Genomic DNA, 24,280 nt, shown 5'->3' on the forward strand with positions numbered 1-24,280 from the left:
CTCGGAGCAGAAGTGCCCTGACCCCAGGTGCCCGTAGCCAATCTGCTCTGACCCTGCTTTCGACAAAAATCTACGAAGTTTTTTCTTTTTTTTAGATGTTTAAAAAGGAATGTGCGATGGGTATATAGAATAATACTACATAGGAAGGGAGGAGTTCTTTATGAACTACAACATTCGTGGTGAAAATATGGAAGTAACTCCAGCTTTACGAGACTATGTTGAAAAAAAGGTAGGCAAGCTTGAACGGTATTTTGATACCACGCCTGTCGCTGATGTAAATGTCAGAATGCAAGTTCTGAACAATCAACATATTATTGAAGTAACCATTCCAATGCCTCAGCTACTGCTTCGAGGTGAAGAGGTTCATACGGACATGTATGCCGCAATAGATATCGTCATTGAAAAGCTTGAACGTCAAATTCGTAAGCATAAAACAAAAGTAAATCGTAAGTTTCGCCAAGAAGGCAGTTTGAAATATATGTTTAAAAATGAGTTAGAACCACTTGAAGATTCTCGCGTTGCCATTGAGGATGAGGATGAGCTTGAAGTCGTACGAACAAAGCGTTTTAATCTAAAGCCAATGGATGCCGAAGAGGCGATTTTGCAAATGGATATGCTTGGTCATAACTTCTTCGTCTTCTCCAATGCGGTCAGTGGCGACACAAACGTCGTCTACCGCCGTAAGGATGGGCGCTACGGCTTAATTGAGCCAGAATAAGCAAAAAAGCGCTGATCCCAAGCGTCGTTATAAAGGAACAAAAAGCCACAGACATTCAGTACCCTGTGGCTTTTCCTTTTGAATTCTCTTATAAGACCAGCCTTTTTTCGTTTTCCATCATCGAGTCCGTCCAACTTTCTCAATCCCTCTTAACCCCCATATCCACTTATTCTCTCTTCCCACTTCATTTACGAGTCTTTCTGCTTTCACAGACAGTTCACTGTCTTTGCTTGCTTTTTCTACATAAATGGCATGCCAGAGCAAGAAGTAAAGGATGACCCATAGCTTGCGGCTGTGATCCTTCTTATTTGCAGTGTGTTCATCAAGGAGTGTGAATGCTTTATGCTGATGAAGCAAAGGAACGGTAGTGTGAGAGAAAAACTTAGAGCCTGTGGGTGACTAGACCTCCGATAAATTGAAGGAAGCGGAGAATGGTGTTCAAGGACATCTACCATCTTCCAAAAAGCCCTACCTTGTAAGTCCCCGTTGATCTTGATAAAATTAAACGTATGTGTGAAAATGTTTTTTCGTTCATCAACCTTTTTAGGAAAAGACGAAAAGACCTAGTAGTGGGTGCTTCTTTCTCATGAGAAAGAAAACAAGTACGAATGTTTATAAAAGCAAAAGCAGTATGAGCGAGAGGGTGATCTTGCTTATTCACCCTGAAGCTCCGCCCCTTTTCCAGCGAAGCAAGCAAAAGCGGAGGCTTCTTTCAAGAGGGAAGGAAGTAGGAATGAAAGGGAAGTCAGAACAACACTTAATAAAGGCGGTGTGAGCGGAAGAGCATCATTGCTTATGCTCCATGAACAGAAGCTCCGCCCCTTTTCCAAAAAAGAGAGGACGAGTTGAATGCTAGGATTATTAAAAAAAGTAGTAGGAGATCCAAGTCAGCGTCAGCTTAAAAAAAATCAAAAGATTGCCGACAAAATTGAAGCGCTACAGGACGAGATGAAAAAGCTGTCCGATCATGACTTGCAGAGCAAAACCGAAGAGTTTAAACAACGCTACCAGCAGGGTGAGTCGCTCGATGATTTATTAGTTGAGGCCTATGCCGTTGTTCGTGAAGCATCGACCCGTGTGTTAAAAATGACCCCATACCCCGTGCAGATTCTCGGTGCCATTGCTCTCCATCAAGGAAATATTGCTGAGATGAAAACAGGGGAAGGGAAAACCCTCGTTGGGACAATGCCTGTCTACTTGAATGCAATTAGCGGTAAGGGTGTTCATGTGGTGACCGTCAATGACTATTTGGCGCGCCGTGACTGTGAAATGATGGGTGAGCTTTATCGTTTTCTCGGCTTAACGGTTGGTTTGAATCAAGCAGGGCTGTCGAAGCAGGAGAAGCAGGAGGCGTACAACGCTGACATTACGTACGGGACAAACAATGAGTTTGGCTTTGACTATTTGCGCGACAATATGGTGCTGTACAAAGAACAAATGGTGCAGCGTCCCCTTTATTTCGCCCTTATCGATGAAGTAGACTCGATTTTAATTGATGAAGCACGGACACCGTTAATTATTTCTGGTTCTGTTGAGCGGACGACCCAATTGTATTCACAAGCGAACTCCTTCGTGCGTATTTTGAAAAAGGAAGAGGATTACACGTATGATGAAAAAACAAAGTCAGTGCAGCTGACCGAGGAGGGGGTTAACAAGGCTGAGCGGTCCTTTAACATTGATAACCTCTACGATCAAAAGCATGTTTTACTAAACCATCATATTCATCAAGCGTTAAAAGCCCATGTCGTCATGCATCGCGATGCCGATTACGTCGTTGAGGACGGGGAAATTGTCATTGTTGACTCCTTTACAGGTCGCTTAATGAAGGGTCGTCGCTATAGTGACGGCCTCCACCAGGCGATTGAAGCGAAGGAAGGCTTGCAAATTCAGCGTGAAAGCATGACCCTCGCATCGATTACGTTCCAAAACTACTTCCGTATGTATCAAAAGCTTGCCGGGATGACGGGGACAGCGAAAACAGAGGAAGAAGAATTCCGAAACATTTATGGAATGGATGTAATGGTTATCCCAACCAATCGTCCAATTGCTCGTGAGGACCATCCTGACCTTATTTTTAAAACGATGAAGGCGAAATTTAATGCGGTGATCGATGAAATTGAAAGGCTTCATAAAAAAGGACAGCCTGTGCTCGTCGGTACAGTGAGCGTAGAGACGTCTGAGCTTGTCTCGGAAATGCTGAAAAAGCGTAAGGTTCCGCATCATGTCTTAAATGCGAAAAACCATGAGCGGGAAGCTGAAATTATCGAAAATGCTGGCCAAAAGGGTGCGGTTACGATTGCCACTAACATGGCTGGACGTGGAACGGACATTAAGCTTGGCGAAGGTGTGAAGGAGCTTGGCGGCTTATTTGTTCTCGGTACAGAGCGACATGAGAGTCGTCGGATTGATAACCAGCTTCGTGGTCGTTCCGGTCGTCAAGGGGACCCAGGTGCATCGCAATTTTATCTATCAATGGAAGATGAGCTTATGCGTCGTTTTGGCTCTGACAGCATGCGAAACATGATGGATAAGCTTGGCATGGATGAAAATGAACCGATTGAAAGCAAGCTCGTCTCCCGTGCAGTGGAAACGGCTCAAAAGCGTGTAGAAGGGAATAACTTCGATGCACGTAAACAAATTCTCCAATATGATGACGTTATGCGTGAGCAGCGTGAAATCATCTACAAGCAGCGGATGGAAGTGCTTGAATCAGAGAACCTTCGTGAGATTGTTGAAGGGATGATCAAGTCAGTCATTGAGCGGACAGTAAAGCTTCATACACCTGAAAGCGAAGTGCCTGAGGATTGGGATCTTAGCGCGATCGTGAATTACATGAAAGCACAGCTCCTTAATGAAGATGATTTAACGGAAAAGGATATTTGGGGGAAAGATCCTGAGGAAATGATCGAGCTCATTTACGACAAAGTGATTGAGCGCTATAACGAAAAAGAAGAGCAATTCACCCCTGAGCATATGCGTGAGTTTGAAAAGGTGATTATGCTCCGTACCGTTGACCGTAAATGGATGAACCATATCGATCAAATGGATCAGCTTCGCCAAGGGATTCATTTACGTGCGTATGGTCAAAATGATCCTCTTCGTGAATACCGTTTCGAAGGCTTTGAAATGTTTGAAGCAATGATTGCCTCTATTGAGGAGGAAGTGGCGATGTACATTATGAAGGCGCAGGTGCAGCAAAACCTTGAGCGTGAGAAAGTCGCAGAGGGTACTGCGGTTCATCAAAGCGTAACAAACGGTGAAGCGAAGGCGAAGAAAAAACCGATCCGTAAAGGGGAAACCGTTGGACGTAATGAGCCTTGCCCATGCGGAAGCGGAAAAAAATATAAGCATTGTCATGGTGCATAAAATAGAGAAACGCTTGAAGAGTGGCTTGTCGTAGACTCGGCAGCCCCTCTTAAAAAAGAAAATAGCTGAATAAAATCGATGAGGTGGACACGGATATGGATTTAGTCGAAGTAAAGCAAGAGTTAGCAGGTATAGCAAAGCGATTAACTGATTTTAGGGGGTCTCTTTGACCTCGATGCGAAGCAAGAACGAATGGCAGAGCTCGATGAAAAAATGACCGACCCGAATTTTTGGGATGATCAAGCATCTGCCCAAACGGTGATTAACGAGTCGAATGGACTGAAGGAGCTCGTTAATACGTTCCTTGCCTTGGAAGAGGAGTATGAGAACCTTGAAGTGTCGTATGAGCTAGTGAAGGAAGAGGGAGACGCAGAGCTTCAAGCGGAGCTTGAAGACGGGGTGAAAAAGCTCGTAAAAGATTTAAATGAGTATGAGCTTCAGCTGCTTTTAAATGAGCCATATGATAAAAACAACGCGATTCTTGAGCTGCATCCTGGAGCAGGTGGAACGGAATCACAGGACTGGGCATCCATGCTTTTGCGCATGTACACTCGCTGGGCAGAGCGTAAAGGCTACAAGGTCGAGACGTTGGATTATTTGCCTGGTGATGAAGCTGGGGTCAAAAGTGTAACGCTGCTAATAAAAGGACACAATGCTTACGGCTATTTGAAAGCAGAAAAAGGGGTTCACCGTCTCGTCCGGATTTCACCGTTTGATTCATCGGGTCGTCGGCACACGTCGTTCGTATCATGTGAAGTGATGCCAGAGCTTGATGATGCTGTGGAAATTGATTTGTCACCTGAAGAGCTGAAAATTGATACGTACCGTGCAAGTGGTGCAGGTGGTCAGCATATTAATACGACGGACTCCGCTGTGCGGATTACCCACTTGCCAACAAATACAGTCGTGACGTGCCAAAGTGAACGCTCGCAAATTAAAAACCGTGAGCAAGCGATGAAAATGATGAAGGCAAAGCTCTATCAATTACGCATTGAAGAACAACAAAAAGAGCTTGCTGAAATCCGTGGTGAGCAAAAGGAAATTGGCTGGGGAAGTCAAATCCGCTCCTATGTTTTTCACCCGTATTCCCTTGTGAAGGATCATCGCACAAACACAGAAAGCGGCAATACGAATGCGGTCATGGATGGGGAGATTGATCCGTTTATTGATGCATTTCTCCGTGCAAAGGTATAAGAAACGACGATCTGATCCGAGAGGGTCAGGTCTTTTTTTACATTAAGAAATACATTTTTTAACACAGAAGAATAATGAAGCTTTTTTAATCAATTTTTATGATTAAACTACAAGGGCGTAGTGAAAAGCCAAGGTTTTTAATCGGGAAAAGGGACGGAGCTACAGGGCAAAAGCGATGGCAAGCTTACACTTACGCTCGGAACGCTCATGTTATTTTGTTTAGGCAAGGTTTACTTCTCTGCTAGCCTTCTGACCCGCGGTAACACGTTAACGGAGTCGCGTTTACAAGAAATATAACCGGTGCTATACTCATGCAGGGCTTATGATTCGTATACATAGAATGATTTCGTATTTCCTGCTCAGGCGGGATACACTACGAGTAAAGTGAGCGTGATGTTTCATGAAAAAACGAAGAAGGAGAAAGGAGATACGCCACCCTGCCCTCCAGTTTTTGATTGATTATGGGTATATTTTAGTGGGGTCAGCGATCGTGGCTCTTGCCTTCAACCTTTTTTTATTGCCTAATCAAGTGGCATCAGGTGGAGTAAGTGGAATTAGTACCATTTTGAAATATGCTTTCGGCGCCGAGCCTGCTTTCGTGCAATGGGCCTTTAACATTCCTCTCTTTTTTCTTGGTATTTTATTATTAGGTGGATTGCGATACGGTATAAAAACGTTGGTTGGAACGCTGTTTCTCCCCTTTGTTGTTCTCTTGACAAGTGGGCTTCAGCCTGCGACAAATGATCCGCTCCTTGCAGCGATTTTTGGGGGAATTGGGGTTGGATTCGGGCTTGGAACCGTCTTTCGTGCCAATGCGAGCACAGGGGGAACCGATCTTGCGGCACAAATTATTCAAAAGTTTACAGGGCTTTCGGTTGGAACCTGTGTGTTGCTGATGGATGGCCTAATTGTTATCACCTCCGCATTTGTGTTTGGGATTGAATTTGCCCTTTATGCGTTAATTGCATTATTTGTGACAGGAAAGACGATTGATTTGGTGCAAATTGGGGTAGGATATGCAAAGGTAGCTCTTATTATATCCAATCATCAAGAAGAAGTGCGTTTAGGCATTCTTCGAGATGTGGATCGGGGGGTGACCAAACTACACGGCTACGGCGGGTACACTAATCAAGAACGGCCCGTTCTCATGTGTGTCGTGAACCAGCATGAGGTCACAAAATTGAAACAAGTTGTCCGATCCATTGATCCACACGCATTTGTCGTTGTTACGAGTGCGACAGAGGTGCTCGGAGAAGGATTTTCACGTACGTAGACGTGGGAAAATGAGCTATAATGATGCTGTAAGTGGATTGCTTGCAAAAATTTTCAAATTTAGGAGGAAGACAGCCATGAAGAAGTTCTTATTCGCAATTGGCGCTGTGTTAGTTCTTGGTGCCTGTGGTGGCGGTGGCGACGAAGCCCCTACGGACGAAGCGCCAGCTGAAGAAGCCCCTGCAGAAGAAACAGCAGGTGATTTTGACGCAACACTAGCACGTGAAACCTATGAAGCAAGTTGTATCAGTTGTCATGGTGGTAACCTTGAAGGTGGCGGCGGTCCTGCACTTGCAGGTAGCGACTATTCGGTTGAGCACATTATCGATGTGATTCACAATGGTAAAGGCTCTATGCCTCCGCAAAATGTTCCAGATGAAGAAGCTGAAAACTTAGCAAAATGGATTGCCGAACAATAAGATGTATATCCATGCCCCTACTCCTCAATGAGTGGGGGTTTTCTCGTATGAAAGGGCGGGGGCTTACATGGGGGAATCAACGAAGCGAGCGCTTGCTACGTCTTGATTAAGTGGGGCTAGACTGACTATAGGGGCTCATTCTGTTCCTAATGTAAGAGTGTAGCGTTTGTGAGAGTTAAGGTGGAAAGAGACGAAGCTTACCGAACGTCATGATCGTTCTGCATAGCAATCGCTTCGCAAATATCCTTCGCTTTCCGCAGGCGGCTGGTGAGCCTCCTCGTGCTTACGTGTGGGGTCTCACCCTTGCCTTGATCCCGCAGGAGTCTACGTCTATTTCCTCCGCTGAGGTTGTGCATTGTTCGCATTTTCAAGCATACACGTTCGTTATGCCCCAGCCCTTTTTATGCGTCAAATTCCAAAACTCCTTACGCCTTGTGTGCAGTAATTTTGTTATGACACAGAATGAACGTATCGAATGTCTCCATGTGATGTAAATAGAGGGAACATGGCGACTTAAACTACCAAAGAATACCACGTTAAGAAAAGATTACAACGGCTGAAATGAAAATGTAATAAAAATATCGGTTCACAGCTTTTCGGATGATGCTATAATGGGATGGTGAGACAAACCGACAGAAGCTGATAGAAACCATACTATTTCAACAAGACATTCGACAAGGCTTGTCGTGATGCGGATGAGGCTCACAGTGGTCAGTTTTTTGGAGGATCTTAAAAAGCTTTACGGTAGAATACAAGGAAGTGATTTCATTTGATCGATATGAAAGACGTTTGGAAATCATATCCAAATGGAGTAAAAGCGATAAACGGGATTGACATTTCAATTCGAAAAGGTGAGTTTGTCTACGTCGTCGGTCCGAGTGGTGCAGGAAAATCGACGTTTATTAAAATGATCTATCGCGAGGAAAAGCCAACAAAAGGCGAAATACATATTAACGGCACAAATCTTACCCAGCTGAAGGAACGACAAATTCCATACCTGCGCCGGCGCATTGGTGTCGTGTTTCAAGACTTCAAACTTTTGCCTACGCTTTCCGTTTTTGAAAATGTCGCTTTTGCCCTTGAAGTGATTGAAGAGAAGCCAGAAGTGATTAAGAAAAAGGTGATGCAAGTCCTTGATATTGTTCACCTAAAAAATAAAGCACGATTTATTCCTAGTGAGTTATCAGGCGGTGAGCAGCAACGGGTGGCGATTGCCCGTGCGATTGTCAACGAACCTGAAGTGTTGATTGCTGATGAACCGACTGGAAATCTTGACCCCGACACTGCTTGGGAAATCATGGACATCTTAGAAAAAATCAATCATCGAGGAACAACGATTATTATGGCTACCCACAATAAAGATATTGTAAACACGATTAAAAAGCGTGTCATAGCGATTGATGGTGGACGAGTTGTTCGCGACGAAATAAGGGGGAACTACGGGTATGAAGTTTAAAACCCTGACTCGCCATTTACGAGAAGGGGCGAAAAACCTTGGCAGAAACGGCTGGATGACCTTTGCATCGATCAGTGCAGTTGCTGTCATGCTTTTTGTTGTCGGTGTGTTTTTACTCCTTATTTTAAACATGAATCAAATCGCCTCTTCCATTGAAGACGATGTGGAGATGCGTGTCTATATTGAATTAACAGCAACAGAAGAACAGCAGGAGGCCCTTGAAGCGGAGATCAGGGCGATTCCTCATGTAGAAAGTGTTACGTTTTTAAGCCGCGCCGAAGGACTAGAACAATTGATTGATAGCCTTGATGAGCAAGGAGCGGTTTTTGAGCCGCTACGGGATGAAAACCCGTTGAACGATTCCTTCATTGTTCGGGCTGAAACTCCGCAAATTACGGCACAAATTGCTGCTCAAATTGAGAATTTAACTTATGTTGAGCGCGTCAATTATGGACAAGAGGTTGTGGAACGCCTCTTTACAGTCACGGAATTTGTTCGTACGGTCGGTGTTGTTCTTGTCATTGGGATGATGTTTACGGCGATGTTTTTAATCGCAAATACGATTAAATTAACAATTGTTGCTAGAAAACGAGAGATTCAGATTATGAAACTAGTAGGTGCCACAAATGGCTTCATTCGCTGGCCATTTTTTGTGGAAGGAATGCTGCTAGGGGTCATTGGCTCCCTCGTTCCTATTGCTCTGATTGGCTTTGGATATTCCTACCTCTATAACAATTTTGCTGCCCGTGTCGAGCTTTTTATGTTTTCGCTTGTACCTGTATCGCCATACCTCTGGCAGGTGGCAGGTGTGTTAGTAGGAATGGGTGCCTTTATCGGAATTTGGGGAAGTATGATGTCCGTTCGTAAATTTTTAAAAGTGTAGATAGAATGTTTTAAGAAATGAGGAGGAAAGGCTGCATATGAGGCGAAAAGTTGGATTATTAGCTGTAGCAACACTCGTAGCTGCAAGTACACTCTTGTCTGAAGCAAATCTAGCATTTGCAAACCCATCGCTTGAAAACCAGATTTCTGACGTTCAGCGTGAGCGTCAAGAAAAGCAAAGTGAAGCGAAGCAAAAGGAAGAAGAGATACATAAGGTCGAACAAGAAATGGATGACATTGGCTCTGAAATTGAAAAAATTGACCATGAAGTGGCAGAGACGAGCCAAAAGGTACGAAACAAGCGTGCGGAAATTGAAGAAGTCCAGAACCATATCGAGCAATTAAAAGAAGAAATTGTGATTCTTGAAGAACGGATTGCCGAAAGAGATGAGCTTTTAAAGGAGCGCGCTCGTTCCATGTATCAAAATGGTGGTTCTGTTAACTATTTAGAAGTGATCTTAGGGGCGAAAAGCTTTGGTGATTTTCTTGACCGAGTGAGTGCGTTATCGGTCATTGCTCAGCAGGACCGAAACATTCTTGATGCACATATTCAAGATCAGCGTCAGCTTGAAGAGACAAAAACACTCGTTGAAGAAGAACTCCAGAAGCTCGAAGGTCATCTTGTTGAACTAGAAGAGCTCATGGCTCAGCTTGAAGAGCAGCGCAAGGAAAAGGATCGATTGATGGCCCGACTGCAGGAGCGTGAAAACGAGCTTCATGCGGACTTAGGCGAGTTAGAGGATGCGGATCGTATTCTTCGTCAACAGGAAGCTGCACTTAAGCAAGAGCTAGAAGCATACAAGGAGCGCCAACGTCAGGCAGCAGAGCGGGAGGAGGCAGAGCGTCAGCGTCAGGCAGCACAGGCACAAACGTCTCGCAGTACGGGACCATCCCATAGCGCACCTGCTGTTAGCAATTCTGGATTTATGATGCCAGCCACAGGTACGATAACCTCTCATTGGGGTCCTCGTGCAACATTTGGTGGTCGTATGCATTATGGAATTGATATTGGGAAAAATGGTCGGACAGGGGATGTACCAGTCGTAGCCGTTTACGATGGTACGGTGATTCGCTCCTACTATTCTGAAAGCTATGGAAATACCGTACTCATTGCCCATAATCTAAACGGACAATCAATTACGACACTGTATGCTCACCTTGAGGATCGACGAGTATTCGATGGTCAACGTGTAAGCAAGGGTCAAGTTCTTGGGAACATGGGGAACACAGGTCGGTCATATGGGCCACATCTTCACTTCGAAGTACATGAAGGTAGCTGGAATCAAGCGAAATCAAACGCTGTGAATCCGATGAAATATCTTCCATAATTGAATCCATGTGAAGTGAGTAGATTTTTTCACACAGAAGGGTATCGACTTCGTTAAAAGGGAAGACCGAAATATAACAGGATAGACGAAAAGCCAAAGCAGTCTAGCAACAGGATCAGTGGCTGGAGGTCACTTCAGCTTCTGCGAAGACAGAGTCTCAAGCACATGCTACAGCAAAGCAGGCGCTTTGCATTTTTCTTGACATAATTTGGACAAGTTATTCATAAACTAAATAAGGGAGGGCATTGCATCAGACGATGTGGTGCCTTTTTCTTTCGAGCGTTCATGCTCGGCTCGCTTTCTGATATGGAATGAAAACCAATTCGTAGGTAAAGCAAAAGAGGATTCAATGAACGGTGAGAGCGACAGGATACATCGTTTTCTCATCCAATAAGCTCCGCCCCTTTTTCTCCTAACCTCCCATCTCATATAATAAGTAAGATAGGTGACGGATTGAAAGGGAAAGGGTACACTAAGTGTAAGAATGCAGGAAAAGCGTAGGTTATTGAAAGAGGTGGAACAGGTGAAAGTGACGAGGAAAACCCTAACCGTAGTGGTTTTGTTTGCGATCTTGATAGGGGCAACGGTCATCTATGGAAACATGGCATTGACGTCAAATGAAGCGTCCCCTGCATCAGCACCACACACAAATGGGGAAGCAACAGGCGTAGCGTTGAGCGACGAAGAAGCGCTCGAAAAGTTTGAGAATGCGTTCCAGCTCATTCAGGAGCGTTACGTGGATGAGGTCGATCAATCGAAGCTGGTCGAAGGGGCAATAGAAGGGATGTTGGAAACCCTTAAGGACCCATACTCCGTGTATATGGACCCAGAGACGGCATCAGAATTTGTTCAGTCATTAGATTCTCATTTTGAAGGAATCGGTGCAGAGGTGAGCATGACAAATGGAAAGGTAACCATTGTTGCCCCGTTCCGTGACTCGCCAGCTGAACGAGCAGGGCTCCAGCCAAATGACAAGATCATTGAAATTGATGATGAAAGCATTGAAGGCCTTTCTCTTTATGAAGCGGTATTAAAAATTCGCGGGGAGAAGGGCACAATTGTGAACCTAACGATTGAACGGCCTGGTGCCACGGAATTGATTACAATTCCGGTCGAGCGAGACGAGATTCCAATTGAAACAGTAAGGGTTAACACGTTAGAGCATCAAGGAAAAACGATTGGATTACTTGAAATCACCTCCTTCTCTGAGGACACGGCGGCCCGATTTGAGGAAGGGCTACATGAGCTGGAAGATCAAGGAATTGATGGCTTGCTGATTGATGTTCGTGGCAATCCTGGTGGTTACTTAAATGCCGTTGAAGAGATTGGAAAGCTTATCATTCCAGGTGGCGAGCCGATTGTGCAGATTGAAGATCGTCAAGGTGAGACGATGCGCTACATCTCCTCCCTTGATGAGAAAAAGCCATACCCGATTGTCGGGATCACGGATCGTGGCAGTGCCTCGGCTTCGGAAATCTTAGCAGCCGCATTAAAGGAAGCAGGCAATTATGATGTTGTCGGTGAAACGACCTTTGGAAAAGGGACGGTGCAGCAGACGATTCAGCTAGGAGATGGAAGTGAAATTAAGCTTTCCCTCTTCCGTTGGTTAACCTCAGCTGGAAATGACATCAATGAAAAAGGGGTAGAGCCGACTGTTGAAGTGCTCCAGCCTGATTATTTCTATACAGCCCCTCTAACGATTGAGGAGCCCCTTGAATACGATATGCTTAATGAGCAAATCAAAAATGCGCAGCTGATGTTAAAAGGGCTTGGTTTTGAACCAGGGCGGACGGATGGCTATTTTAGTGAACAAACGAAAAATGCTGTTACGGCGTTCCAAAATGCGAATGAGCTTTCTGCGACAGGTACATTAAATGAAGAAACGGCAGCCGCATTGCAGCAGAGCATTGTTAAATTAATTCAAGATAAGGAAAATGACCGTCAGTTAAAAACGGCATTGGATCTCGTTGTGGAACAGACGGGTCAATAAAGGTACAGGAAATTCATTGCTGATTGTCGAAACAGGGAAGTGCGTCACGCGCTTCTCTGTTTTTACATATAGAATGAGGAAGTCAAATATTTTCTTGTGACGTTTGTCCTGCTTTTCAAAGCTGGGCGCGAAATTTTCCTGCTTTTTCAAACGTTTGGGCAATGTACGGGAGCTAGAAAACAAGGTAAGATAGAAAAGAACGATAGGAAGGAGGATCGGGGCATGGGTGGAGAAATCTTGTTAAGCATGTTAAGCGGAATTGGAGCCTTTTTCATACATCCGTTGCTATATATTGGTTTAGTGATCATTGGCCTGACTGGCTGGAGAAGGATGAAGCGGGAACGCCAGCATTTCTATACGAGAGTGTACGGCGCAAGAGCTGATTTTATAATCCCGTTTTTTCCGGCACTTCTTGCAGGTGGCATCCTTTCCGTTATGACGATCCTTTTAGGAATCACGGTGACACTGTCCCTGCTTGGGGTCTTTTCTTTAAGCTATCTTCTGCTTGCACTCACGACAAAGGTTCGCTTGCTCTCACCTGCCTATGCAGGAGGGCTGACGCTGCTGTTACTTTTGCTTGCACCTTATTTTCAAACAGGTGTTTCTTTGATTGATGATACATTGGCAAGTGCTGCTACGGTGCCACTTATCCATGTGGCTGTACTAACGATTTTGCTGATAATGGCAGAAGGAGACTTGATTCAACGCTACGGTGCAACCTATACTTCACCGAAGCTTATGGTGAGTAAGCGTGGCAAGTGGATCGGCGTCCATGAAGCGAAGCGGGTTTGGATTTTGCCCGTTGTACTCTTTCTTCCAGAGGGAGCGATTCCTGCATTTGAATTTTGGCCGGTTTTTTCGATGGGAGAAGGGACCTATCAGCCGCTGCTCGTTCCGTTTTTAATTGGCTTCCAGCAGCAAATTCAATCTTCGCTACCAAAAGCCCCAATTAAGCTCATGGGCCGAAGGGTGATTGGTTTTGCTTTCATATTAGCGGTGCTAGCAGCGGCAGCATTTTATGTACCTGTTTTATTCCTTGTCATTGCTTGTGCTGCGATTCTTGGCCGGGAATTGCTTTGGGTCCTCGCGAAGCTGCGTGATGAAGCAGCCCCTGCTGTGTTTGCCCAGCGGAGTCAAGGCTGTATGATCCTCGGCGTTTTACCAGATAGTCCCGCAAATAAAATGGGCCTGAAGGTTGGAGAAGTCATCCTAAAGGTGAACGGGCAGCCTGTGAACAATGAAGTGGGGTTTTATGAGGCGCTCCAGATCAATTCGGCGTTTTGTAAAATAGAGGTCGTCGATGAACATGGCGAAATTCGGTTTGTTCAAGGCGCGCTTTACGATGGTGAACATCATCAGCTTGGTGTATTATTGGTAAAGGAAGAATACGAGCTGCAGGATTCTGTCGTTTAGGCTCCTCGTTGCGCAGCAGGAAAAAGGAGAACAAAAAGGAATCATGATCGATGTTTTGCTAGCCTTGACTTTGCCAATTGTGCTGATGATTGGTGTAACAAGAGTGACATTTCATTTGTTAGGTGCACTTATTGTCACATTTATGATTCTCTTTGTGGCATTTGAGCTTCATGAGAAGCCTTGGTATGTGATCGGACTAGCCATCCTATCCCTTGTCATTGGTTGGATCGGTGCACGAAGGGTATTGAATAAAAAGCCAGGCATGTAAAGGAAAGAGTCGAAGAGATCGGCTCTTTTTTTCTGCGGAAAAAGTGGACGAAGCTTCGGTTTAAGCTGATACCAATGATGCACTTAGTTCCGCTCACACCGCCACAATTGGTTTTTTTTTCTGTTGAGTATGCACACTAAACCTAGCGAAAGGGGAAACTTGATTTTTAAAGGACGCTCGAAAGGGTAAACATGAAACAAGTAACGGCTGTATATTCCTAATTTATCCATTAAAATAAAAACGCATGTTCGTAAAATTTGTGTGATCGAAGGGTTTCTATGATATAATGATCACACTTAAATTGTCGTGTTGAGGAGGTTGTCGCTGTGGATCAAGAGCGTGCGTTTGAGCTTGTTTCGAAATATGAGCCTCAAGGGGATCAGCCTGAGGCGATTCGCAAGCTTGTCCAAGGTATTCAAGCGGGTACAAAACATCAGACGTTATTAGGAGCAACGGGGACAGGGAAAACGTTCACCATGTCAAATGTTATTAAAGAGGTGAACAAGCCGACCCTCGTGATCGCTCATAATAAAACACTAGCAGGGCAGCTATATAGTGAGTTTAAAGAATTTTTTCCGAATAACGCGGTTGAATATTTTGTCAGCTACTATGATTACTACCAACCAGAAGCGTACGTGCCCCAATCAGACACGTTCATTGAAAAGGATGCAAGCATTAATGATGAGATCGATAAGCTTCGCCACTCAGCGACGAGTGCGCTGTTTGAGCGGAGAGACGTCATTATCGTAGCGAGTGTCTCCTGCATTTACGGTTTAGGTTCGCCGGAAGAGTACCGGGACCTTGTTGTGTCGCTCAGAACAGGGATGGAGATGGAACGCAACGATCTTTTGCGTGCCCTTGTGGACATTCAATATGATCGCAATGATCTAAATTTTATCCGGGGGACGTTCCGTGTTCGAGGTGATGTTGTGGAAATTTTTCCAGCCTCAAGAGATGAGCAATGCATTCGCGTTGAGTTTTTCGGAGATGAAATCGATCGGATTACTGAAGTGGATGCTTTAACAGGGGAAATCAAAGGGGAACGGAATCATGTGGCGATCTTCCCAGCTTCTCACTTCGTTACCCGTGAAGAGAAGCTGAAGAAAGCGATCACGAGCATTGAAATCGAGCTTGAGGAGCGTTTGAAGGAGCTGCACGAGCAAGGGAAGCTATTGGAAGCCCAGCGACTTGAGCAGCGCACGCGCTATGACCTGGAAATGATGGCAGAAATGGGCTTTTGCTCAGGCATTGAAAACTATTCCCGTCATTTAACATTTCGAGAGCCAGGAGCAACTCCGTATACGCTGCTCGACTTCTTCCCAGAGGACTTTCTCATGATCATTGACGAATCCCATGTCACCTTACCACAGGTGCGAGGCATGTATAACGGAGACCGGGCAAGGAAAGAAATTCTTGTTAACCATGGCTTCCGTCTCCCGTCAGCTCTTGATAACCGCCCCCTCCATTTCGAGGAATTTGAGAAGAAGGTGAATCAGGTCGTCTATGTCTCAGCAACACCTGGGCCATATGAGCTTGAGCATACACCGGAAATGGTTCAACAAATCATCCGCCCAACTGGACTGCTTGATCCGCTGATTGACGTTCGACCGATTGAAGGACAAATTGATGACCTCATTGGTGGAATCAATGATCGGGTCGCAAAAAATGAGCGGGTCCTTGTGACGACGCTAACGAAAAAAATGGCCGAGGATTTAACCGACTACTTAAAGGAGGTCGGAATTCGGGTTCGCTACTTGCATTCAGAAATCAAGACGCTTGAGCGGATTGAAATCATTCGTCAGCTACGCTTAGGAACCTTTGATGTGCTTGTGGGGATTAACTTATTACGGGAGGGGCTGGACATTCCTGAGGTGTCCCTTGTGGCGATTCTTGATGCAGACAAGGAAGGCTTTCTCCGTTCTGATCGCTCTCTGATCCAGACGATTGGGCGTGCGGCGCGAAATGCGAACGGTCGGGTGATTATGTATGCTGATAAAATGACAAAATCGATGGAGATTGCGATTCGCGAGACAGAACGACGTCGCTCCATTCAAGAAGCCTATAATAAAGAGCATGGCATTACGCCAAAAACGATCGAAAAGAAAATTCCAGACGTGATTCAAGCGACGATGGTTGCTGATGATGAAGAATCGTACGGCGCTGTAGAAGTACCGAAACAAAAGCTAAGCAAGAAAGACCGAGAAGCAATGATAGAACGGATGGAAGCAGAAATGAAGCAAGCAGCTAAGGATCTGAATTTTGAGCGGGCGGCAGAGCTTCGTGATTTAATTTTAGAGTTGAAAGCGGAAGGGTGAACAGGCGATGGCATTAGAAAAAATAGTCGTAAAAGGTGCACGCTCTCATAATTTAAAGAACATCGATGTGACAATCCCACGGGATAAGCTTGTCGTTTTAACGGGCTTGTCAGGTTCAGGTAAATCGTCCCTTGCCTTTGACACGATCTATGCAGAAGGGCAAAGGCGTTATGTGGAATCGTTGTCTGCCTATGCTCGCCAATTTCTTGGGCAGATGGATAAGCCGGATGTGGATGCGATTGAAGGCCTATCGCCAGCGATTTCCATTGATCAAAAAACGACGAGTCGCAATCCCCGTTCCACCGTCGGAACAGTGACAGAAATTTTTGATTACCTCCGCCTGCTTTACGCACGGATTGGCCGCCCTGTTTGTCCAAAGCACGGCATCGAGATTTCGTCACAAACGGTTCAACAGATGGTCGACCGCCTGATGGCTTATCCTGAACGGACAAAAATGCAAATTCTTGCCCCCCTTGTCTCTGGACGAAAGGGCACACATGCAAAGGTTTTGGAAGACATTAAAAAGCAGGGCTTTGTTCGTATGCGTGTGAATGGAGAGATGCGCGAGGTGGCTGAGGAGATTGAGCTTGATAAAAATAAAAAACATACCATTGAAGTGGTGATCGACCGGGTAGTGATCAAGGAGGGAGTTGAAACCCGTTTGGCTGATTCCCTAGAAACGGCGTTAAACCTTGCGGATGGGCGCACAGTTGTTGATGTGATTGACGATGAGGAGCTCCTCTTTAGTCAGCATCACGCTTGCCCGCATTGTGGGTTTTCAGTTCCTGAGCTCGAGCCCCGGATGTTTTCGTTTAATAGTCCGTTTGGTGCTTGTCCGTCATGTGATGGGCTCGGTTCAAAGCTAGAGGTGGATTTAGAGCTCGTCATTCCTGACCGAACCCGGACCTTACGGGAGTATGCGATTGCCCCGTGGGAGCCGACAAGCTCCCAGTATTACCCGCAGCTTTTGGCAGCGGTGGCAGATCATTATAGCATTGATCTTGATGTGCCTGTGGAGGACATACCTGATCATCTTTTAGATAAAATTTTATATGGAAGCGGACGAGAAAAAATTCTTTTCCGCTATGAAAATGAATTTGGACAAGTGCGGGAAAATGAAATTCTGTTTGAAGGGGTTATACCGAACGTCTCCCGTCGCTATCATGAAACGAGCTCTGATTACATTCGTGAGCAAATGGAAGCGTATATGGCCCACCGCCCTTGTCCTGCATGTAAAGGGTATCGTTTAAAGCGGGAGGCACTTGCGGTGCTGATTAACGGCCACCATCTTGGCGAAGTGTCGACCTTATCGGTGACCGAGGCAAAACGTTTCTTTGAAACCCTCGATTTAACGGAGAAGGAAGCAGCGATTGCCCGCTTAATCTTGAAAGAAATTAATGACAGGCTCGGCTTTTTAATCAATGTAGGGCTTGATTATTTAACGTTGAGCCGTTCGGCAGGAAGCTTATCAGGCGGGGAGGCTCAGCGGATTCGCCTCGCTACTCAAATTGGGTCCTCATTAATGGGGGTGCTCTATATTTTAGACGAGCCGTCCATTGGCTTGCATCAGCGTGATAATGACCGCTTGATTGAAACCCTTGTGCATATGCGTGATCTTGGCAATACCTTAATTGTCGTCGAGCATGACGAGGATACGATGATGGCGGCAGACTATATTATTGATATTGGTCCCGGGGCAGGGGTTCATGGTGGAGCAATTACCGCTGAAGGGACACCAGAAGAAATTATGGCCAACGAAAACTCGCTGACAGGGCAGTACTTATCGGGGAAAAAATTTATTCCAGTGCCATCTGAACGACGTCAGTCAGATGGGCGCTCCTTTACCGTCAAAGGCGCTTCAGAAAACAACTTAAAAAATGTAACGGTGGAGTTTCCTCTTGGTGTTTTTATTGCGGTGACAGGTGTGTCTGGCTCAGGGAAAAGTACGTTGATCAATGAAATCGTCCACAAAGCGTTGGCACAAAAGCTTCACCGTGCCAAGGATAAGCCTGGGAAGCATAAGGAGATTACAGGGATTGAGGAAATTGATAAGGTGATTGATATTGACCAGTCCCCGATCGGACGAACGCCGCGCTCGAATCCTGCCACTTACACAAGTGTGTTTGATGATATTCGTGATGTGTTTGCCATGACGAATGAAGCCAAAGTTCGGGGCTATAAGAAGGGCCGCTTTAGCTTTAATGTGAAAGGCGGGCGCTGTGAGGCATGTCGAGGCGATGGGATCATCAAAATTGAGATGCATTTTCTCCCAGATGTATATGTACCGTGTGAAGTGTGTCATGGAAAACGCTATAATCGGGAAACCTTAGATATCACCTATAAAGGAAAAAACATTTCCGATGTGCTGGAGATGACCGTGGAGGAAGGGGTCGAATTTTTCGCGAACATCCCAAAAATCAAGCGGAAAATTCAAACCCTTGTGGATGTAGGACTCGGTTATATGAAGCTCGGTCAGCCAGCAACCACCCTATCAGGTGGAGAAGCGCAGCGGGTGAAGCTTGCCTCCCAGCTTCATAAGCGCCCCACAGGGAAGACGCTCTACATTCTGGACGAGCCGACAACAGGCCTTCATGTTCACGACATTGCTCGTCTCTTAAGCGTTTTGCAGCGTTTGGTCGATAACGGGGATACGGTACTAGTCATTGAGCATAACCTAGATGTAATAAAGACCGTTGATCATATTATCGACCTTGGTCCTGAAGGGGGAGACAAGGGCGGGCAAATTGTTGCTCAAGGAACACCTGAACATGTAGCGGAAGTGAAAGGCTCTTATACTGGTCACTATTTAAAGCCAATTCTGGAGCGGGATCGAAAGCGAATGGAGGAACGGCTCCGGGAAAAAGAGCTACAAAAAAGCTAAGCGATCATCGGAAATGTTTAAGTAGGCAGGAATGCAGCGAGCTTTGTCGAATGAAATTATGAAATGGAAGCATCCATGAAACTTTTTTTCGTTGCACCTCGTATGGCTATTAGCAGGCTTTGAAAAACCCGTGTGAGGAGTGGGATAATGGAAGAGCGTAAAATGATTTTAAAGATGATTGAAGACGGAAAGATTACGGCAGAAGAAGGTGTGAAGCTTCTCAGTGCAATGGAGAAGCCGAGTGAGCCGACAAAAGAAGCGACAGAGGGAAATAAGGTGGAGACTGAGCGCTCCTTGTCCACAGAGGTGAACTGGGATGAAGGGGAGAAAGAGCGGAAACGAAGCCGGGAACGGGACCGTGAGAGAAATCGCTATGGTTTTGATCCGACAAAGCTAACCGGATTTTTTGAGAGTGCGATCCAAAAAATTAAAGATTTTGATCTCGACTTCAATTTTGGTCCTCATGTTGTTGTTGATCATGTCTTTCAGCATCGGGATCTATCGCCAAAATCCATGGATGTGTCATTGGAAAATGGGTCGGTGAACATCCTGCCTTGGGATGAGCCGGATGTGAGAATTGAGTGTAAGGCAAAGGTATATCGGGTAAAGAATACGGACGAGGCCCGTTCGCTATTTTTACAGGAAGCCTTGTTCCGTGTAAATGAACGTAAGGTTTTGTTCCAGACGAAGGTAAAATCGATCAAGGTGGATGCGACCATTTATGTGCCGCGAACCGCTTTTGATTCCATCAAGCTTTATACGTTTAATGGGTCACTTAAGGGCGACTCTCTAAATGTGGACACCCTTGATGTAAACACCTTGAATGGTGGCATCATCTTTGAAGGGATTAAGGCGAAAAAAGTTCTTGCGGAAACCGTCAATGGAGAAATTGAGCTCCAGCAAGGTGATGTGGATATATGTGATGCAAAAACGGTAAATGGCAGCATCACCATTACAGGTCAAGTGCAGGATGTGGATGCAGAAACCGTCAACGGATCGATAACGTATGAAATCGATCGCTTGAGCGAGTCAGGCTATGCTGATTTTAAAGCAATGACAGGAAGCATTCATTTAGTGGTGTCAAAATCCTTGCGTGTGGAAGGAAAGCTAAAGACAAATGTTGGCAGCTATACGTGTGACTTAACGTCGTTTGAAGTGTTAGAAGAGAAAAAGGATTTTGCTCAAAAAACAATGAGCTTCGTTGGCAACCAAGATCAGTCTCCTCGTGTGAAAATCGTCGCTTTAACGAATACGGGCTCGATTCGTGTCAAAGACCGAAGCTAAAGAGGTGGAAGCATGAACATGAAAAAGAAATTGTATCGCTCGGAATCTAATCGAAAAATTGCAGGCGTGTGTGGTGGACTTGCAGATTACTTTAATATGGATGCGACGCTTGTACGTATATTCGTCATTCTCCTTGGATTGTTCACAGCCTTTTTTCCGATTATCATCGGCTATATTCTATTTTCGTTCGTAATCCCGAATGAAGGGGATGTTGTGGAATAATGGGTTGGCTTCTTGGGATCATCGTGAATGCCATTGTTCTAATGGTTGTGGCAGGCTATTTTGAAAGCTTTTACTTGTCCAGTGCCGTTGCTGCTTTTATCGCAAGCATCATTCTCTCGGTGCTTAACTTTATCGTGAAGCCAATTCTTGTCATTTTGACTTTGCCTGTGACCATTATAACCCTTGGGCTGTTCATGTTTGTCATTAACGCCATCACGCTAATGCTAACAGCGGCGCTCATGGGGGATGCCTTCGTCATTGATGGCTTTGGTATGGCGATACTCGCAGCCGTCATCATTTCCATCTTGAACATGCTGATTCAAACCTTCATCATTGACCCGATTCGAAAAAAATAGCCGGAGCAAGAAGACTGGGGATGATCCCTAGTCTTTTTTTGTGCGTTAGGAAAGCGGCGCTAAAATCAGTAGCGTGACTTTCTATGGATTAGCAATAATCCCATTTCTTCTAATCTTTCAGGAAATTGAGAGCTTGTTGTTTTTGAAGCGGACACAGGTTCCTTTTCTGAGAAAAAAGATACGTCTGTATGGTAGAAGTGGAGGGAGGATGCGCAATTTAACAGTAAGCCACTCCATGCTAGGATTCTGTGAAAGAGGAGACAAAGCTTCCGTGCCATTTGATAAGCGAATGAAATGATTGGGCAAATCAATCGACATTTTAGTGGGAAGAGCGCTCTGCTTTAAAGGGACAAGGTGATCGAATCGAGGAAGAGAAAGCAAGAAAGCCCGTAAAAGATGTCGTTTTTCCTTGAAACGAGAAGAACCGTGCTTAGGTTAGTATCTATGTTAAAATGAGAGGTGGTGAAAGTTTACATTGTCGAATCAGCGTTCTAAAATCAGAGTATGGTAAGATGAAGATGGAGGGTTTTTGATGGCAAAGGTAACAGCGAATGACTTACTAGAAAAGTTTAAATTTGAATTGCTTGCCGGAGAGGAAGGGATTTACCGTCCGATCACGACGAGCGACATTTCACGTCCTGGGATGGAAATGGCTGGTTTCTTTACATATTATCCTGCAAAACGTCTGCAGCTGCTCGGGCGAACGGAGCTCTCTTTTTTTAAGCAGCTCAGTGATCACGATAAGCGAGAGCGGATGCAAAAGCTCTGTACCTATGATACGCCAGGGATTATTTTATCTCGGGATATGGATGCGCCTAAGGAGCTGATTGAAGCGGCTGAAAAGGTGGGGGTGCCGTTGCTTCGGTCGACGCAAACGACAACCCGGTTAAGTAGTATGCTGACAAACTATCTTGAAAGTCAACTGGCACCGATGACCGCAGTTCACGGAGTGCTTGTGGACATTTATGGAATTGGTGTGTTAATTACGGGTAGCAGTGGTGTCGGGAAAAGTGAAACAGCTCTTGACCTTGTGCGACGGGGCCATCGTCTTGTAGCGGACGATTCCGTGGAAATTCGTCAGGAGCATGAAGAGACGCTCGTTGGTCGCTCTCCTGAATTAATTCAGCATTTGCTAGAAATTCGTGGACTCGGCATCATCAATGTAATGACATTATTCGGTGCCGGAGCGGTTCGACCGTTTAAACGAATTGCCCTTTGCATCCATTTAGAGCTTTGGGACCAGACGAAGGCGTATGATCGTCTTGGCTTAGATGAAGAGTATATGAGAATTATTAACACTGATATTCCGAAGCTCACTGTCCCTGTTCGTCCAGGGCGAAACCTTGCTGTTATTATCGAAGTGGCAGCGATGAACTTCCGTTTGAAGCGTCTTGGTATTAATGCGGCACAGCAGTTTTCCGATCGTTTGGCTGATGTGATTGATGAAAGTGAGCAAGAATTTTAAGCCTAGCATCTTCAAGGAACGCTGTTGATCTTTTTATAAATTGAGGTGGAATAATGGAGGAACTAATTGAACCCATTGACCGGGTGTTTTTACAGTTTGGACCGTTAACGATTTATTGGTACAGTGTCATTATTATGCTTGGCGTATTTCTAGGTTATTTGCTCGCTTCTCGGGAAGCTGTGAAACGTGGGCTGCCAAAAGAAACTTTTGCAGATTTGCTTCTTTTCGCAATCCCTATTTCGATTCTTTCAGCACGGCTATACTATGTTATCTTTCGCTGGGAGCAATTTGCCGATAACCCGATTCGTGTGTTTTACATTTGGGAAGGGGGCATCGCGATTCACGGTGCGCTCATCGGGGCTGTCATAACTGCCTATATTTTCGCGAAAAGACGGAAGATTTCGTTTTGGCGGCTTGCAGACGTTGCGGCTCCGAGTATTTTGCTAGGTCAGGCGATTGGTCGCTGGGGCAATTTCGTCAATCAAGAGGTATACGGGGGACCTGTGACGCGGGAGTTTTTAGAAGGACTGTTTTTGCCAGAATTCATTATTAATCAAATGTATATCGATGGTGTATACTACCATCCGACGTTCTTATACGAGTCGATTTGGAACTTGGTCGGTGTTGCCCTGCTTCTCTATTTGCGACGAGTTAACCTGCGAGAAGGAGAAATTTTCCTAAGCTATGTCATTTGGTACTCGATCGGGCGTTTTTACATCGAAGGGATCCGTCTCGATTATTTATTAATTGGCGATGTGTTACGGACGGCGCAAATTGTCTCGGTTCTGCTCATTGTTGGTGCGATTTTTATATGGGTATACCGGAGAATGAAGGGGCTCGCAACGACGCGCTATTTAGATGAGCCTGCCCACACAAATCAAGCAAAAAAAGGGCAAAAGCAAAAGGGAAAAAAGAAAAGGAAGTAACCCCACACTTGGAGAGGATGAATGTGATGGGTATGCTTAAACGAGGATTTCTCGTCGGTCTGCAAACAACGTGGTCACTTGGGAAAATTATTTTTCCAATCACGGTGATTGTTACGATTCTTGGCTACACGCCTGTGCTTGGTTGGATTGCACAGGCTTTAGCTCCAATGATGGGGTGGATTGGCTTGCCTGGGGAGGCGGCGATCCCTTTTGTGTTAGGGAATATTTTGAACCTGTATGCGGGGATTGGTGCGATTTTAACGCTGGAGCTTACTGTTAAGGAAGTGTTTATTTTAGCGGTGATGCTGTCCTTCTCCCATAACCTGTTTGTAGAATCAGCCGTGGCGGCGAAGGTCGGAATTCGCATGTCCGTCGTCCTTGCTGTGCGCTTAGGTCTCGCGTTTTTTTCCGCTTTCCTCATTCATCTGTTTTGGTCTGGTGGACAGGAAATTGCCCAATATGGCCTTGTACCAAGTGCAGGGCAGGAACAAGTGAGTGGCTGGGCTGCGATTGTATGGACAGGAG

At 45.4% G+C, this 24,280-nt stretch carries 19 protein-coding genes; all 19 read left to right on the forward strand.

The annotated features are described in order from the left end of the window. Positions 1-160: 160 nt before the first annotated feature. Complete coding sequence (hpf, locus tag BLT_RS0102665) at positions 161-718, forward strand: ribosome hibernation-promoting factor, HPF/YfiA family (protein WP_017726270.1); 558 nt, start codon at positions 161-163, stop codon at positions 716-718. 849 nt (positions 719-1,567) lie between these two features. Further along, complete coding sequence (gene secA, locus BLT_RS0102680; RefSeq protein ID WP_017726273.1) at positions 1,568-4,084, forward strand: preprotein translocase subunit SecA; 2,517 nt, start codon at positions 1,568-1,570, stop codon at positions 4,082-4,084. 95 nt (positions 4,085-4,179) lie between these two features. Next, a protein-coding gene (prfB, locus tag BLT_RS0102685) for a peptide chain release factor 2 (RefSeq protein ID WP_236611061.1) occupies positions 4,180-5,278 on the forward strand; the annotation gives its coding sequence in 2 pieces (ribosomal slippage) (positions 4,180-4,242 and positions 4,244-5,278; 1,098 coding nt in all). A 400-nt stretch (positions 5,279-5,678) separates the two neighbouring features. Then, on the forward strand, positions 5,679-6,551 hold the full coding sequence (locus tag BLT_RS0102690) for a YitT family protein (protein WP_035425391.1): 873 nt from the start codon (positions 5,679-5,681) through the stop codon (positions 6,549-6,551). 76 nt (positions 6,552-6,627) lie between these two features. Beyond that, entirely contained in the window at positions 6,628-6,969 is a 342-nt protein-coding gene (locus BLT_RS0102695; RefSeq protein ID WP_017726276.1) for a c-type cytochrome, read from the forward strand. Between the two features lie 769 nt (positions 6,970-7,738). Further along, positions 7,739-8,425 carry a cell division ATP-binding protein FtsE gene (ftsE, locus tag BLT_RS0102700; protein WP_017726277.1) on the forward strand — a complete coding sequence of 229 codons (687 nt, stop codon included), beginning with the start codon at positions 7,739-7,741 and terminating at the stop codon, positions 8,423-8,425. After that, complete coding sequence (gene ftsX, locus BLT_RS0102705; RefSeq protein WP_017726278.1) at positions 8,415-9,308, forward strand: permease-like cell division protein FtsX; 894 nt, start codon at positions 8,415-8,417, stop codon at positions 9,306-9,308. Before ftsE ends, ftsX begins: the two co-directional genes overlap by 11 nt. A 37-nt stretch (positions 9,309-9,345) precedes the next feature. Then, positions 9,346-10,635, forward strand: a complete 1,290-nt coding sequence (locus BLT_RS0102710; RefSeq protein WP_017726279.1) for a murein hydrolase activator EnvC family protein — start codon at positions 9,346-9,348, stop codon at positions 10,633-10,635. Between the two features lie 523 nt (positions 10,636-11,158). After that, positions 11,159-12,625: a S41 family peptidase gene (locus BLT_RS0102715; protein WP_017726280.1), complete on the forward strand. Its 1,467-nt coding sequence runs from the start codon at positions 11,159-11,161 to the stop codon at positions 12,623-12,625. Between the two features lie 222 nt (positions 12,626-12,847). Next, complete coding sequence (locus BLT_RS0102720; protein WP_017726281.1) at positions 12,848-14,038, forward strand: PDZ domain-containing protein; 1,191 nt, start codon at positions 12,848-12,850, stop codon at positions 14,036-14,038. Positions 14,039-14,081: 43 nt separating this feature from the next. After that, positions 14,082-14,306, forward strand: a complete 225-nt coding sequence (locus BLT_RS0102725) for a DUF2198 family protein (protein WP_017726282.1) — start codon at positions 14,082-14,084, stop codon at positions 14,304-14,306. 326 nt (positions 14,307-14,632) lie between these two features. Beyond that, complete coding sequence (uvrB, locus tag BLT_RS0102730) at positions 14,633-16,621, forward strand: excinuclease ABC subunit UvrB (protein ID WP_017726283.1); 1,989 nt, start codon at positions 14,633-14,635, stop codon at positions 16,619-16,621. Between the two features lie 7 nt (positions 16,622-16,628). Further along, a complete protein-coding gene (uvrA, locus tag BLT_RS0102735; RefSeq protein WP_017726284.1) occupies positions 16,629-19,502 on the forward strand; it encodes an excinuclease ABC subunit UvrA in 2,874 nt (957 codons plus the stop codon). Between the two features lie 147 nt (positions 19,503-19,649). Beyond that, positions 19,650-20,786, forward strand: coding sequence for a DUF4097 family beta strand repeat-containing protein (locus BLT_RS0102740; protein WP_017726285.1), 1,137 nt, complete (start codon positions 19,650-19,652; stop codon positions 20,784-20,786). Positions 20,787-20,804: 18 nt separating this feature from the next. Beyond that, positions 20,805-21,008 (forward strand): PspC domain-containing protein, encoded by a 204-nt coding sequence (locus BLT_RS0102745; RefSeq protein ID WP_026104957.1) that lies wholly within the window; start codon positions 20,805-20,807, stop codon positions 21,006-21,008. Next, positions 21,005-21,364, forward strand: a complete 360-nt coding sequence (locus BLT_RS0102750) for a phage holin family protein (RefSeq protein WP_026104958.1) — start codon at positions 21,005-21,007, stop codon at positions 21,362-21,364. The genes BLT_RS0102745 and BLT_RS0102750 overlap by 4 nt, the downstream gene beginning before the upstream one ends. Positions 21,365-21,896: 532 nt before the next feature. Further along, positions 21,897-22,829, forward strand: a complete 933-nt coding sequence (hprK, locus tag BLT_RS0102755; protein WP_017726288.1) for an HPr(Ser) kinase/phosphatase — start codon at positions 21,897-21,899, stop codon at positions 22,827-22,829. Positions 22,830-22,882: 53 nt separating this feature from the next. Then, on the forward strand, positions 22,883-23,755 hold the full coding sequence (lgt, locus tag BLT_RS0102760; protein ID WP_017726289.1) for a prolipoprotein diacylglyceryl transferase: 873 nt from the start codon (positions 22,883-22,885) through the stop codon (positions 23,753-23,755). Between the two features lie 26 nt (positions 23,756-23,781). Continuing rightward, the coding region (locus BLT_RS0102765) for a nucleoside recognition domain-containing protein (RefSeq protein WP_017726290.1) at positions 23,782-24,280 on the forward strand (499 nt) is incomplete at its 3' end.

Origin of the sequence: Halalkalibacterium ligniniphilum, from assembly GCF_000334155.1 — a bacterium.
GTDB lineage: Bacteria > Bacillota > Bacilli > Bacillales > Bacillaceae_D > Halalkalibacterium > Halalkalibacterium ligniniphilum.